The sequence below is a fragment of the Bartonella sp. B1099 genome (assembly GCF_944801835.1).
Classification (GTDB): Bacteria; Pseudomonadota; Alphaproteobacteria; order Rhizobiales; family Rhizobiaceae; genus Bartonella.
Genome location: NZ_CALYLN010000001.1, coordinates 506,093 through 521,141 on the forward strand (window position 1 = coordinate 506,093; position 15,049 = coordinate 521,141).

At 40.2% G+C, this 15,049-nt stretch carries 10 protein-coding genes; 6 read left to right on the forward strand and 4 right to left on the reverse strand.

Annotated features, from left to right (window positions below; translation table 11 throughout):
- Positions 1-630: 630 nt before the first annotated feature.
- Both NNJ73_RS02290 and NNJ73_RS02295 read right to left on the reverse strand, forming a co-directional pair.
- Entirely contained in the window at positions 631-900 is a 270-nt protein-coding gene (locus tag NNJ73_RS02290) for a hypothetical protein (RefSeq protein ID WP_254492534.1), read from the reverse strand.
- Positions 901-1,313: 413 nt separating this feature from the next.
- Positions 1,314-3,509 carry a primosomal protein N' gene (locus NNJ73_RS02295; protein ID WP_254492535.1) on the reverse strand — a complete coding sequence of 732 codons (2,196 nt, stop codon included), beginning with the start codon at positions 3,507-3,509 and terminating at the stop codon, positions 1,314-1,316.
- 737 nt (positions 3,510-4,246) lie between these two features.
- Between NNJ73_RS02295 and fsa the strand changes: the two genes are divergently transcribed.
- Positions 4,247-4,900 carry a fructose-6-phosphate aldolase gene (fsa, locus tag NNJ73_RS02300; protein ID WP_254492536.1) on the forward strand — a complete coding sequence of 218 codons (654 nt, stop codon included), beginning with the start codon at positions 4,247-4,249 and terminating at the stop codon, positions 4,898-4,900.
- Here fsa and NNJ73_RS02305 read toward each other — a convergent pair.
- A complete protein-coding gene (locus tag NNJ73_RS02305; protein WP_254492537.1) occupies positions 4,897-5,511 on the reverse strand; it encodes an LPS assembly lipoprotein LptE in 615 nt (204 codons plus the stop codon). The two genes, fsa and NNJ73_RS02305, sit on opposite strands and share 4 nt — an antisense overlap.
- The gene (gene leuS / locus NNJ73_RS02310; protein ID WP_254493195.1) at positions 5,498-8,152 is read right to left on the reverse strand and encodes a leucine--tRNA ligase; all 2,655 of its coding nucleotides are present in this window, start codon (positions 8,150-8,152) and stop codon (positions 5,498-5,500) included. Before leuS ends, NNJ73_RS02305 begins: the two co-directional genes overlap by 14 nt.
- A 165-nt stretch (positions 8,153-8,317) precedes the next feature.
- Here leuS and NNJ73_RS02315 point away from each other — a divergent pair, with 165 nt between their 5' ends.
- From NNJ73_RS02315 to NNJ73_RS02335, 5 genes are all read left to right on the forward strand, one after another.
- A complete protein-coding gene (locus tag NNJ73_RS02315; protein WP_254492538.1) occupies positions 8,318-9,007 on the forward strand; it encodes a YggS family pyridoxal phosphate-dependent enzyme in 690 nt (229 codons plus the stop codon).
- Between the two features lie 965 nt (positions 9,008-9,972).
- Complete coding sequence (locus tag NNJ73_RS02320) at positions 9,973-10,149, forward strand: hypothetical protein (protein ID WP_254492539.1); 177 nt, start codon at positions 9,973-9,975, stop codon at positions 10,147-10,149.
- A gap of 871 nt (positions 10,150-11,020) precedes the next feature.
- On the forward strand, positions 11,021-12,964 hold the full coding sequence (gene acs, locus NNJ73_RS02325) for an acetate--CoA ligase (RefSeq protein ID WP_254492540.1): 1,944 nt from the start codon (positions 11,021-11,023) through the stop codon (positions 12,962-12,964).
- Between the two features lie 475 nt (positions 12,965-13,439).
- Positions 13,440-14,099 (forward strand): cell division ATP-binding protein FtsE, encoded by a 660-nt coding sequence (ftsE, locus tag NNJ73_RS02330; RefSeq protein ID WP_254492541.1) that lies wholly within the window; start codon positions 13,440-13,442, stop codon positions 14,097-14,099.
- Positions 14,092-15,045 (forward strand): ABC transporter permease, encoded by a 954-nt coding sequence (locus NNJ73_RS02335; RefSeq protein ID WP_254492542.1) that lies wholly within the window; start codon positions 14,092-14,094, stop codon positions 15,043-15,045. The genes ftsE and NNJ73_RS02335 overlap by 8 nt, the downstream gene beginning before the upstream one ends.
- Positions 15,046-15,049 lie beyond the last annotated feature (4 nt).

Consider the following 15,049-nt stretch of genomic DNA (forward strand, 5'->3'; position numbering starts at 1 on the left):
CAATCTTAAGAATCTTCTTCTTAAAACCTAGAACAAAAACCATTTGGTTTCTAGCATAGACATAGCCGACTCGCAACACCACAAATCGCTGCTTTTTAAAAATTTTAAATAAAATATTCAAAATATTTTTGAAAAGGATTTTTTTTAGATCTGCAGGATAGCATCACGATTTTTTTATACCTCTTTTTGACATTTTCATAAGCGATTTTCACGTTTTTTATTGTACTTCAAACGCTCTTGCCACCCCCAAAAACGGTTCTTCTTTAAAGATTATTCCTCTTATTCTACAAAAGTTTTGCGAGAAGCGAGAAGCGACTAAAAAATCTATTATTTCAAATGGATAAGCAAGAAATAACAATGGATATCTCCTTAAAATTAACAAAAATGATCCTTTTGTTTTAAATGCCCACTCTTTTTAAAACATTTCACCAAGTATATTTTCTTGCAAAAAAACTTTCCAAAAACACTCTTATGTATACAGAACTTCTAGAAGGTGCCAACTTATATTTTGTGTGAAAAGATAGGGAGCCTTAACGGCTTTATTCATTTATGCAAAGTGTTTACATTATTGATGAGCAACATCATAAAATGAATACCAACACTCTGAGAAATATTTGCTCAAACAATGACTCAAACAAGCAGATGAAAGTAACCATAATGACATTCTGTTTTGGGAATACTCGATTGGGAGCGTTCTGCTTTGCATGAAAAATCTTCTTCCATTAAAAAACGAAAGGAACAAAAGTGTAAGAAATGGAGCATCTCCATTTCGTAACAGCACCCATGAATGCGATAAACCGCCATTGAGCCCCCATCTTTACGTTTGATCAGAAGCAAACCAACGGCTCTCACCCATTGCCTTAATGTTGCGATAAACCCTTGACACTTGAGACAGTTCATAAGAGGCATGCCTTTCTTGGATAATTCCACGCCACACGAGCGCCTCACCTGTAACCTGTAAAAGTGAAAACTCTTAATAAATCAACATGTTGTACGAATAAGGGTGATGTCTCTGTTGGTTTATTAAGCAAGATATTTTCCTCCCGCGGTGCGGCTTGACGCAATGCCACGCGCATAATGTTCTGCGGCTTGGTGCTGCTTAAAAGACACAATCAAAGAGGCAAAACACCTATAGGGGGACAATGATCATGCTGACGTGCTGCAATCTCCCGTGTATAAAAAAATCTTCTGGTTGGCATGAAAGTAAAGCTTTTATGACCGGATGGATCGAGTTAATCGATTTGCAATAATCCTAAAACTTTCCAATCCCACCCGCCCTGCTCTTCCAATCACTTGAAAGAGAAATTTTATTTTTAAAAAAAGCTTTGCGGATCGATATCAATTTGAACCCGAACGGAACTGGGCATTTTAGGGCTATTTCTCAGCATTGCCCGAATAAACCCTTGTATATCAAAAGAGCGCTGACCTTGCAATAAAAGCCGAAAACGATAACGCCCCCGAACCAGAGCCAAAGGCGCCTCTGCCGGTCCCATAACTGAGATATTTTTCTCCCGCGGTGCGGCTTGACGGAGTGCCCGCGCATAATGTTCTGCGGCTTGGCGCTGTTGTGCAGACACAATCAAAGAGGCAAGACGCCCATAAGGGGGCAAATGATACTGTTGACGTGCTGCAATTTCTCGTGTGTAAAAATCTTCTGATTGGCATGAAAGTAAAGCCTTTATGACTGGATGATCCGGTTGATAGGTTTGCAATAATCCTAAACTTTCCAATCCCACCCGCCCTGCTCTTCCAGTCACTTGAGAGAGAAGCTGGAAGGTTCGTTCACTGGCGCGTAAATCGCCATTAGCAAGACCAAGATCAGCATCAACAACCCCCACCAGAGAGAGCTTGGGAAAATGATGTCCTTTAGCGACCAACTGTGTTCCAATAATAATATCCACATCACCATTGGCAATAGCTTGCAATTCGCTTCGCAACTGCCCAATCCCCCCTTTGAGATCCGTTGAAAGAATCAATGAGCGCGCTTGTGGAAAAAGCATTTGTGTTTCTTCTGCAATTCTTTCCACACCCGGTCCACAAGCCACGAGATGGTCTAATGTTCCGCATTCAGGACAGGCTTCTGGAAGTGGTTGATGATAACCACAATGATGGCATTTTAATTGCCCTTGCGCGCGATGTTCGACCAACCAACTTGAACAATCGCTACACTGAAAACGATGTCCACACACTCGGCATAAAGTTAAAGGCGCATAACCACGGCGATTAAGAAAAAGCAGCGCCTGCTCACCTTTTTCAAGCGTTTGTTTTAAAGCCCTTTCAAGGGTAAAAGAAATAAAGCGCCCCTTTTGCACTCCTCCTTGACGCATATCAATGACCCGCAACTGTGGAAGGGCAACTTCTTTAAAACGGGAGGGTAAATGCACCTTTTGATAACGCCCTTTTAAAACATTGGCTTGACTTTCAATCGACGGTGTAGCTGAGGACAAAATAACAGGAAAATGCTCAAAAGAGCCCCGAGCAACAGCCATATCACGCGCATGATAAAAAATGCGCTCTTCTTGTTTATAAGCGCTATCATGCTCTTCATCGACAACAATCAAGCCCAGTGAATGAAAGGGAAGAAAAAGTGCCGAACGAGCCCCCGCAACGACACGCACCCGCCCTTCTGCCACTTGCCGCCAGACACGTTCTCTACGACGCGGTGTCAAATCGGAATGCCATTCTGCTGCTGCAGCGCCAAAGCGTGCATAAAAACGATCTAAAAACTGCTGTGTTAAAGCAATTTCTGGCAATAAAATCAAAACTTGGCTACCCTCTTTGAAAGCTTGAGCAACCGCTTCAAAATAAACTTCTGTCTTTCCAGAGCCCGTCACACCATCGAGCAAAAAAACTTGAAACTGAGAAGACAAAACACCTTCCCGCAACAGTTTTGCTGCTTCACTCTGTGCGCCCTGCAACTGAGGAGGACAAAAGTCAGGATCGGGCATGCTCACAAGATCAGGAGCAGGAATTTTAACATCTTCAAAAATTCCTAGTGCTTTTAAACCTTCAACGACAGAAACAGACGTTCCAGCCGCATGCGCAAGACCAGAACGTGTCCAGATCTTCTCACTGCGCACCAATTCCAAAACCCGTGACCGCGCTGGTGTAAGACGTTCCACATCTCCCCCACAATAGCGCAATCCCAGCATCTGCGCTTCCGGCTCTAAAGCAGCCGGTACAGACAAAACCAATCGTGCAACAAGACCAAAAGGCGTCATGGTATAACGGCTAACAAACCGCAAAAATGCGATCATTTCTGCTTTTAATGGCGGACAATCAAAAACATATAAAAGAGAACGTAATTTTTCACGCGCCACCGAAGCAGTTCCTTGACCATCTTTTGTCTTCTTTCCAACATCCACCACAAAACCGCAAAGTTCACGCCCCATCACCGGAACCCGAACAAAAGAACCAATTTCCACCTCCATAGAAAACGGAACTTTATAACTATAAGCATGCGCAACAGGAAGAGGAACCAAGACAGAAACAACCTTTTCCTCTATCATGTTTGAATTCACCCTTTTAACCAATCCATGATCTCCCCCTTATCTACAATCCTTTTGTCTACGATCCTCTTGAACCCCAACAAGTCTACACCTTATCTTTAAACACTCTTATAAAATTCATGGCGGGCTTCAATCACTCCCCTTTTCACAACAAGCTTCTCCCCAAAATTCTTTTTAAGACGCATTCCATCACCAAAACGCCAACAATCAATACAATGTCATCCTCTCTAACAAAAAAACAGCGCCATTCTCCAGTGCCAATTAAAATCCATCACAATTAAGCATTCCACCCAACATTATCCCTGCGCTCCCTAGCAATCCATAAGTGTAATTTCATGCCCAACATATACATTTTTATTTTTTCCAGCTCAATGCTCAACTTATTCTCAATAGATTGATTTATAAAGATAAATCATTTTTACATATCGTCATAAAAACGCTCAATATGAGAATTTTTTCGTTATAAATAAATTCTTTGAACATAAGAAAAACTTCATGCGTAAAACACATAACTTCTTCAATGGTAATTTATGACACAAAAATCCATTCACTGACACGCGATCTTCCTTTACAGAAAGTAAATACATGATGAACACCATAGTATCCTTTTTTATGAACATCATGGCATTCCTAATTTTCACAAGGATATTTATTCTTACTCTTGCTTTTGCAGTCAACAATAGCGCATAACAAAAAAACAGGCTACAACATAAAAAGCTAAAAGGAAGAGGTTAGAGATGAAATTTTTTGTGGACAGCGCCAATATTGAAGAAATACGAGAATTACAGAATTTAAGTCTTGTTGATGGTGTGACCACCAATCCCTCTCTTATCCTCAAATCAGGACGCAATATTCTTGAAGTGACAAAAGAAATTTGTTCCCTCGTTAGTGGGCCTGTTTCTGCTGAAGTTGCTGCAACAGAATTTGAAAAAATCATGAAAGAAGCGGCTGTTTTAGCAAAGATTGCCGATAATATTTGCATCAAGCTTCCTTTAACACTGGATGGATTAAAAGCTTGTAAAGCCCTGACAGCAGAAGGACTAAAAACAAATCTCACCCTTTGTTTTTCTGCCAATCAAGCCTTACTTGCAGCCAAAGCAGGTGCAACATTTGTTTCACCTTTTATTGGGAGACTCGATGATTGCGGACTCAATGGAGGTGAACTCCTTCATGAAATTCGCACAATTTATGATAATTATAACTTTAAAACACAAATCTTAGCCGCTTCAATCCGCACCGTTAACCATGTCAAAGAAGCAGCCTTAAGCGGTGCTGACGTTGCAACAGTTCCACCCGCAATCTTAAAAGCCCTCGTCAACCATCCGCTTACAGATAAAGGGTTACAAATATTTCTCAACGATTGGCAAAAAACAGGACAAAATATTGCCTAAGGACTAGAAGTTTTATTGGAAAGATCTCTTGAAAGTAACAAAAAAATCTGTTCAGCCAGCTCTTCTGCCACACGCTTTTTTGCATCTTCTTCTGCTTGCATCGTTGCATATTCTTGACGAAGTCGCTCAAAAGATGCATTCATTATTGCTGTTCCTTTTGCAACAGGTCTATTTTTCATATCTTGCAAGGTATAGGAAGCTTTGCTCATAACAGTTCCAACAGAAGGACGCCCCTTTCTCTTTTTCTCAAAATCAACCTCTATCTGCATCGATTCTCTTGTCAAGACGGATATCTGCAATGCCAATCGATAAGCCGGTTGAGAAGGTTTTCCACCCTTTCCATACAAAAGGAACAGCAGATGATTGCGCACCATTTGTCCAAAACGATCCGAAGGCTCTTCCACAACAATAGAGCTAAGCTTTGCTGAAAGCCCCAAAGAAGCTTGCTCAGAAAGAGAATTCTGATGCGCATAAGACCCCTCATAAACAGCAGAATTCATTACTCTTAAACTCTGCGACTCTTGATGGTAGAGCGGTTCAATTTTGCACCCGTACAACAGTGTGAAGACACCCGCTAAAACAACAAGCAGAAAACTTTTAAAGAACGACATTCACAATCCTTTGTGGAACAATAATAATTTTTTTCATAGGTTTTTCACCCAGCTGCGCCTGTACGAAATCTAAAGCCAAAACCGCTTCTTTAATCATCGTCTCATTCGCAGTTGCAGCAACGGTGACCTCACCGCGTTTTTTACCATTAATTTGCACCGGCAAAGTATAGCTTTCTTCAACAATTAATGCGGGATCATAGACAGGCCAAGCAAGTTCAGACATTAAAGTTTCCTCCCCTAAAGCCGCATGGCATTCTTCAGCTAAATGGGGCATGATCGGTGCAATCATGGCAAGGAAAAAATCCATAGCTTGACGTAAAGCCGCTTTCATTTCATCCTCAACATCTGCCACCTTATTTAACAAAGGTGCCATAATATTCAAGAATTCATAAAGACGTGCAATAGCCCGATTAAAAGCAAATTTTTCTAAATCATCTTCGACAGCGTGAAGCGTGCGATGTGCAACCTTTGAGAGTTCCAAAGCTGCCCCCTGATGCCCTGCACAAGGGGCGACATCCCTTAAAACAGAAGCACTCAAAGCCACATGGCGCCAAACACGCTGGACAAAGCGATGCGCACCTTCAACACCCGATTCTGTCCAGATGACATCTCTTTCCGGCGGTGAATCAGACAACACAAACCAGCGTATCGTATCAGCGCCATAGGAGGCAATAATATCATCAGGATCAACGACATTCTTTTTTGATTTTGACATTTTCTCAATCAAACCAATCGTCACTTCTCTTTGATCGGTTAATTTATAAGCACACCGTTTTCCATCTTTTTCAACAATCGAAATCTCTGCTGGAGAAACCCACCCTTGATCATCGCGATAGGTTTCATGCACCACCATGCCTTGGGTAAAAAGCCCCTTAAAAGGCTCATCCACACTCACATGACCAACCAATTTCATAGCACGCATAAAAAAGCGCGCATAAAGAAGATGGAGAATGGCATGCTCAATTCCACCAATATATTGTTGCACAGGCAACCATTCAGCGATTGCTTGTTTTTCAACAGGTTCTGCGGCAAAAGGAGCCGTAAAGCGCGCATAATACCAAGAAGAATCCACAAAAGTATCCATGGTATCCGTTTCGCGTTTGGCAGGTTGACCACAGGAAGGACAAGCAACAGCTTGCCACCTTTCATGGCGTGCAAGAGGATTTCCCGGTTGATCAAAAGTAACATCATCAGGCAATATAACCGGCAAATCAGAACGGGGGACAGGCACAACGCCACACGTTTTACAATGGATTATCGGAATGGGGCATCCCCAATAACGTTGACGCGAAATTCCCCAATCACGCAATCGAAATTGCACTGTTTTTTCTCCCTGCGGTTGCCCATTGAGCAGTTGTTTCTCAAGCCTTTTGGCAGCTTCCTCAAAGGCTTGTTGGGGCGTCAAGCCATTCAAAAAGCTGGAGTTAATCATCACCCCATCACCCACATAAGGTGTTTCAGTAATGACAAAATTTTCTTCCTTCGTCCCTTTTGGCAAAACCACAGGTTTTATCGGAAGATTATATTTACGCGCAAAATCGAAATCTCTCTGATCATGGGCTGGACAGCCAAAAACAGCCCCCGTTCCATAGTCCATCAACACAAAATTAGCGATATAAACGGGGATATGCACCGCCACATCAAAAGGATGTACTGCCACAAGCGATGTGCGAAACCCTTGTTTTTCCGCTGTTTCAAGTGCTGCTGTTGTTGTTCCACCACTCCGACAACTCTCAACAAAAGCTGCCAAGGCTTTGTCTTTTTTTGCAAGAGCTTGCGCAATGGGATGATCAACAGACAGAGCTAAAAAAGAAGCACCAAACAGGGTATCAGGACGCGTTGAATAACAAACAACCTCATTAAAGGACTGACAAACATCATGAGCATCCCTTGCATCATCAGCTGTTGCCTTTAAAGCCCAACGAATCAGCAAACCTTGGGATTTTCCGATCCAATTTTTTTGCATCGTGCGCACTTTTTCAGGCCATTGATCCAGTTCTTCAAGTCCTGCGAGTAAATCTTCACTAAAATCGCTAATTTTGAAAAACCACTGGGTTAATTCCCGCTGTTCCACCAACGCGCCCGAACGCCAACCCCGTCCATCCACAACCTGTTCATTGGCCAAAACCGTGTGGTCAACGGGATCCCAATTGACCTTAGCCACTTTACGTGTCACCAACCCCTTTTGATAGAAGTCAAGGAACAGCATTTGTTGGCGGTGGTAATAGTCCACATCACACGTTGCAAATTCCCGTGTCCAATCGAGTGAGAGTCCTAATTGCTTTAATTGCCCACGCATCACGGCAATATTTTCATAGGTCCACGTTTTAGGATGCACTTTACTTTGCAAAGCAGCATTTTCAGCCGGCATTCCAAAAGCATCCCAGCCCATAGGATGAAGCACATTAAACCCCTTTGCGCGTTTATAGCGTGCCACCACATCTCCCATGGCATAATTGCGCACATGCCCCATATGAATACGGCCTGATGGATAAGGAAACATCTCTAAAACATAATATTTTTTACGGCAATCTTCCCCTACAGTCTGAAAAATTTTCTTTTCATCCCAAATTTCTTGCCATTTTTTTTCTCTCGCACGTGGATTATAGCGTTCACCTATCTTATAATGCTCAATCGTCATTCCCATGATACTCTTTTAATAAAACTGAACCAAAAACTTGTTTTATTATGCTTGACCATGGATTAACCTCATCGTCAACATTTTCGTGCAATATTTCCCGAAGTATTTTATAAAAATAACCACCCCCTGAATAAAACTTGAATAAAAACAGTAAAGCACAAAAATATGAAGACACACACACGCCCCCAAGCCTCTTCCACTGAAGCATTGCAAAACCTTCAAAAAGACATTGCAGCAACATGCCAAGAGCTACAACGTCCTGTGGAAGAAGTTGAACTGATTGCTGTTTCAAAAACTGTTTCTGCTGCTGATATACGTCCCCTTTTGCAAGCCGGTCACTCTCAATTTGCAGAAAATCGTGTGCAAGAAGCAGCACAAAAATGGCTGGAGTTACGTCAACAATTTGAAAATATTAAACTTCATCTCATCGGTCCTCTACAGTCCAATAAAGCCGCTGAAGCTGTTAAAATTTTTGATGTCATTCAAACGGTTGATCGTGAAAAAATAGCCAAAATTTTGGCAGAAGAAATGCAAAAACAACAAAAACATCTCCCCTGCTATGTTCAGGTCAATATTGGCTTAGAATCGCAAAAAAGTGGTGTTGCACCGCAAGACGTGATCCCTTTTGTTTCTCAATGCAAAAACAACTATGGACTTGATATCATTGGTCTGATGGCCATCCCCCCCGTTGAGGAAAACCCTGGACCCTATTTCGCTCTATTAGCAAAACTAGCAAAACAAGCCGATCTTCCAAAACTTTCCATGGGTATGTCTAATGACTTTAAAACAGCCCTACAATTTGGCTCGAATGTCCTTCGCATTGGCTCTGCTTTATTCGGCAAACGCCCTGTATAAAGCAATTTTCCCAATATACATTCCCCCTCCATACAAATTCCCCTTGAAAACTCTACGAATAAGCCCAAAACAACAGACATGAGAAAAAATATTCCCCTCAATAAAAGAGCAACTCTAGCAGAAAAAACTCCCGTCTCTCTTTCATCCCATAAGCAAAATGAACAAAAACTTGGTCTTCCAAAACTTCTCACCGGCATGTTTCGAGCACATCTTCAACCCATAAAATGACTTCAAAACAGCTCTATTTTGTCTTTCATATTCTCACACATCGCCTCTACTTCACCCCCTCTGGTCAATTCCCACCAAAAGCACCCAAAAAAATCCTTATATTAAAGACAAAATAATGAGAATAGATACGTTGCGCATACATGAAAAAACTCTCGCCAAATAAATAACTGCAAAAGAACATTCAAAACGATTATCGCAATGGTTTCCATTAAAAACCACGAATTCTCTCAACTTCCCCAACACGCGTAAACAATTCCCCAGTTTCCAATGGCATAAAGCAGATAAGAAAAGGCTTTCTACATACCAAAAAGGAGTAAAATGCGCTTGGCAATCGCCTAAAAAAGTATTAATCCCAATACATGCGTACAAACAATAACAACACAACTAAATCCAATGATAGCACAAATCTATTTCTTGGTGATCTTTGTAAATCAAGAGAAAAACACCAACTTTTCAGATGCACAATTTTTCTCATTTTAAAATAAAGTTAAGAAAAAATATGGACATATTTCTTATATTTTTAAATTATTATAAGTAATATTCTCATCTTAATAAGAATAATATTTCATATATACATAATGTGTCCAATTATTTATACAGTTTTTTATTTCTATTTTTAAAAATTATATTTGACACTCCTATAAAATGCATTGTACTAACTTGAAATGTATCATTGTGATACTATTTTAATATAGATAATTAAGAATGCATGTAGTCCTAATGATTTTATGACTCACATGAATGCAGTAGGCTTCGCAGTAGCAGTTCCGTCAGGAGTAAGCGGAGCACTTCTAGGTAGTTTTACTGGAGGACCAGCGGGTGCATTTTCAGGTGGAATTACAGGTTTTACAACGGGATTCATAGGAGGTTTTGTTGGAGGCTTTATAGATAAAGCTCAAGAATGTTGGTTCTAATTTAGAGAAGAAATATAAAGATATCTCTGAAGTTAGTAATTTTCAGAGATATCTATTAGTATAAGATAATATAACTAGGATTTTATTATCAATGAATATTCATTATGAAATTATAAGAATGTTTTGTATGCTTGTTGTATTTGTCTCTATCTATACTACTATTATTAAAGTATGCTTTGGTCGGAGTTGGAAGTTAGCGATCATCATATCATTATCGGGGGGAGTTGGATTATTTATTTTTGATAGTTTGTGTAGATACTTTGGTTTATATTAATCTTTATTAGATGAGTTACGAAAACACTGAAAAAAATATTTTTTAGAGGTATCTATTGATCTCATACCATAACTAGGATTTTGTTATAATGGATATTCATTATGAAATTATAAGAATGTTTTGCATGCTAATTATAATTACTCCTATAATTGCCATCCCTTTTAAAGTATTCAGTGGTATGGGATGGAAATTGTCTATTATAATGGCATTATCGTCAGTTATTATGTTCATTATTTCTGATTTCTTGCGTAGATATTTTGGTTTATATTAATATTTAGTAAATTTATTCTTTTAAAACGAGTAAGTACAAAATAAAAATATTCTCATCAAGAAAGCAGTCTCATTCCCTCTCCTAGGGTATTTTTTAATATCTTTATGCTTTTATAAAAAGCTCTGTACGACAATAGGTTCTTCCGCATGTGCGTGCCCTAAATGAGCATAAGTTACTCATCTGAAGACAAACGTATCAGATTTTAAAAATTGACTATTCCAATCTTTGTCATTTAGTCTACCCTCACAATGAAAAGCTTATGGGAAAGTTTTGCCTAAAAAATACTATGGCTGATTTTTCCAAACAATAAATTAAAAGAGGGAAACATGACTGAAAAAATTTATCCGATATCAGAAGAGATCAAAAAAAATACTTTACTCAATGAGGAAACTTATCAAAAATGGTATCAGGAAAGCATTAATGATCCAGAAAGCTTCTGGGCGAAACATGGTCAATGTATTGAATGGTTTAAACCTTTTACAAAAGTAAAAAACACTTCTTTTAATGATGATGTATCAATTCAATGGTACGAAGATGGGATAACAAATGTTGCCTATAATTGCATTGATCGCCACCTGAAAACCGATGGAGATAAAATCGCTCTGATTTGGGAAGGGGATAACCCCTATCATGATAAAAAAATAACCTATAATGAGCTTTATGAACATGTTTGTCGTTTTGCCAATCTCTTAAAAAGACGTGGCATTAAGAAAGGCGATAAAGTAACCATTTATCTTCCCATGATTCCCGAAGCAGCCTATGCCATGCTCGCCTGTGCCCGCATTGGGGCTGTTCATTCGGTTATTTTTGCGGGCTTTTCTGCTGAAGCCATAGCAGGACGCCTTGTTGACTGTGAATCAACCTTCATTATTACCGCTGACCATGGCTTGCGTGGTGGCAAAAGGATTAACTTAAAAGACAATGTTGACCATGCCATTGAGATTGCCGCCCGTCAAAATGTGTGTGTCGATCAAGTTATGGTTATACGGCGAACTTGTGGACCAATTGATTGGGTAGAAGGGCGTGATTTTTGGTACCATGAAGAAATTGCTCATGCCAAAACAGACTGTCCAGCAGAGCCCATGAATGCTGAAGATCCACTTTTTATTCTTTACACCTCAGGTTCAACCGGCAAACCCAAAGGTGTTTTGCATACCACAGCGGGCTATCTTGTTTTTGCTGCAATGACCCACAAATATGTTTTTGATTATCACCCCAGTGAAGTTTACTGGTGTACAGCCGATATTGGTTGGATTACGGGGCATTCTTACTTGGTTTATGGACCTCTGTGCAACAAAGCCACCACTTTAATGTTTGAAGGCACCCCAACCTTTCCTGACAAAGGCAGATTTTGGGAAATTGTTGACAAACACCAAGTTAATATATTCTACACCGCACCAACCGCTATCCGCGCCTTAATGGGAGCAGGCAATTCATTCGTTGAACGCTCGAAAAGGACATCCTTACGTCTCTTAGGAACTGTCGGAGAACCAATTAACCCAGAAGCATGGGAATGGTTTTATCATACGGTTGGAAATGACCATTGTCCGATTCTCGATACATGGTGGCAAACAGAAACAGGAGGACATATGATCACCCCCCTCCCCGGTGCAATACCCCTCAAAGCAGGCTCCGCCACACGTCCCTTTTTTGGTGTTCAACCCCAAATCGTTGACGCCCAGGGCAATGTTTTAGAAGGTGAAGCAGAAGGCAATCTTTGTATCAGTGATTCATGGCCCGGACAAATGCGCACGCTCTATAAGGATCACGAGCGCTTTATTCAAACCTATTTTTCCACCTATAAAGGAAAATATTTTACAGGCGATGGCTGTAGGCGCGATAGCGATGGCTATTACTGGATTACAGGACGGGTTGATGACATTCTCAATGTCTCAGGGCACAGATTAGGAACCGCTGAAATTGAATCCGCCCTTGTTTTGCACCCCGCTGTATCAGAAGCCGCTATTGTTGGTTACCCACATCCCATTAAAGGACAGGGGATCTACAGCTTTGTCACCCTCATGGAAGGAACAACACCCAGTGACCAATTGCAGAAAGAGCTGATTAAACATGTTAGAAAGGAAATAGGCTCTATTGCCATTTTGGATAAAATTCAGTTTGCTCCGCAACTTCCCAAAACGCGATCAGGAAAAATTATGAGACGCATTTTACGCAAAATTGCTGAAAATGATTTCAATAATTTAGGAGATATTTCAACCCTTGCCGAACCACAAGTTGTTGAAGATCTGATTGCCAATCGACAAGATTAAAGAAAAACGACAAAATACAACCATACGGTGGTTTTTATTTTTTGCACAAATATCTCGGCATTATTATGAAAACCACCGATAAGAAGAAAAACTTCCTAACTGGAATATGCTCTTAATGGGAATATGCATGTGAATAAAAAAATGAGATAAAAAGAGCAATAGAGCCTTTTTAAATTGCCTTTTTAATGGCTTCATGCCCTCCTCAATGCAAAAAAGTCTCTGAACAAAAAGGAAAGATAATTCTGATGTTTATGCTAGAATCACTTTGAAATTCCTGCTAAAATCATAAATAAAGGGAGAAAGAGCAAGTATAAATAATAATATTTTTGAGCAAGAATATTTATCGATAACAAAAACACAGAAAAAAACCATGAAATCTAAAATGAACAAGCTTACAACAAAAGCCTAACGCCATGAAACGGCAAAAATTTTTAAAATAAATGCTACAAGATAAAATCGGGAGTAAGAATAAAAAGTGATTCATTTTGAAAATGTCGGTCTGCGCTATGGAATGGGCCCAGAGGTCCTTCGCGATATTAGCTTTCATATTCCTGCTGGCTCATTTCAATTTCTCACGGGAGCCTCTGGAGCGGGTAAGACATCATTGATGCGTCTGATGTTTTTAGCACTCAAACCAACGCGTGGTCATATTGATTTATTTGGAATAGACACAGCTTTACTCAGACGACAAGAGCTCCCTGCGCTACGACAACGTATCGGTGTGGTTTTTCAAGATTTTCGTCTCCTTGACCACATGACCACTTATGAAAATGTCTCTTTGCCCTTACGCATTAAAGGGCAAGAAGAAGCAACCTACCGAAGTGAAGTAGAAGATCTTCTCTGTTGGGTAGGTCTTGGCGATCATATTCATGTTTTACCACCGGTTCTTTCCGGTGGGGAAAAACAAAGAGTCGCCATTGCACGTGCATTGATTGATCAGCCTGAAATTCTTCTTGCGGATGAACCAACAGGAAATGTCGACCCGCCCTTGGCAAAACGCCTGCTGCGTTTGTTTATTGAATTAAACCGTTTTGGAACGGCTGTCATCATTGCCACTCATGATATCGCCTTAATGGAACAAGTTGCAGCACGACGTATGCTTCTCCATAATGGACGGATGACGATTCATGAATAAATTTTTTTCCATTTTTACCAGCAATAAAAAAAACACAACGGCGATTATTCCCAGTAGCAACATTTCTGGACAAGCGCTGGTTGCCGTCATTGCTATTATGACATTTCTCTCAAGCCTCACCTTAATTGGTGTTGATTTAGTCCAGCGTTCTGCCAAAAATTGGAGCAATCAGATTAGCTATGAAGCCACAATACAAATACGCCCCATTGACAATGTTGATATCAACAAAGCACTTCATGATGCCGTAACATTAGTTAAAACCTTTTCTGGTGTACAAGATGCAAAAATTGTTGACCAAAACGCCACCGAAAAGTTACTCGAACCATGGCTTGGAACAGGTTTTAATTTGAACGAATTGCCCCTTCCCCGCCTGATCATTGTCACCTTAAAAGAAGATGAAACAATCAATTTTGCCGCCATTAATCATGCTATTAAAACTCAAATTCCAGGCGGTCAATTTGATGATCACCGTGTTTGGGTCCATCGTTTTGCAACCATGGCATATACCACTGTTTTCATTGGTTTTTCAATTTTAGCATTGGTTTTAGGCTCTCTTATCCTCACCATTGTTTTTGCCACCCGCAATGCATTGGCAGAAAACGCCCATATTATCAATGTGTTATATTTTCTTGGTACTGAAACCCTTTTCATTGCACGCCAATTTGACTGGCATTTTTTTAAAAATGCGCTGCGCGGTGCTTTATATGGTGGTCTCACAAGTATATTTCTGTTCTCAACCTTTTGTCTGTGGACGAATTATAACTTAGGAAGAGCAGAAGCCAGCCAAGTAACCGCTTTATTTGGACATATTTCCATAAATTCCATTCCTTATGGAAAAATTATTCTCCTGATTATTTTCGTTTCTTTTCTCACAACCCTTACAAACCGGATGACTATTTTAGCGCAACTGAAAAAAATCGATCAATGTGAAAACGGTTTATTTTAATTTT

Excerpts from the sequence above, each read along its gene's own strand:
- NNJ73_RS02290 (WP_254492534.1), bottom strand. The coding sequence starts at position 900 with ATGAACTGTCTCAAGTGTCAAGGGTTTATCGCAACATTAAGGCAATGG.
- NNJ73_RS02320 (WP_254492539.1), top strand. The coding sequence starts at position 9,973 with ATGAATGCAGTAGGCTTCGCAGTAGCAGTTCCGTCAGGAGTAAGCGGA.
- leuS (WP_254493195.1), bottom strand. The coding sequence starts at position 8,152 with ATGACGATTGAGCATTATAAGATAGGTGAACGCTATAATCCACGTGCG.
- fsa (WP_254492536.1), top strand. The coding sequence starts at position 4,247 with ATGAAATTTTTTGTGGACAGCGCCAATATTGAAGAAATACGAGAATTA.
- NNJ73_RS02295 (WP_254492535.1), bottom strand. The coding sequence starts at position 3,509 with ATGATAGAGGAAAAGGTTGTTTCTGTCTTGGTTCCTCTTCCTGTTGCG.
- acs (WP_254492540.1), top strand. The coding sequence starts at position 11,021 with ATGACTGAAAAAATTTATCCGATATCAGAAGAGATCAAAAAAAATACT.
- NNJ73_RS02305 (WP_254492537.1), bottom strand. The coding sequence starts at position 5,511 with ATGTCGTTCTTTAAAAGTTTTCTGCTTGTTGTTTTAGCGGGTGTCTTC.
- NNJ73_RS02315 (WP_254492538.1), top strand. The coding sequence starts at position 8,318 with ATGAAGACACACACACGCCCCCAAGCCTCTTCCACTGAAGCATTGCAA.
- NNJ73_RS02335 (WP_254492542.1), top strand. The coding sequence starts at position 14,092 with ATGAATAAATTTTTTTCCATTTTTACCAGCAATAAAAAAAACACAACG.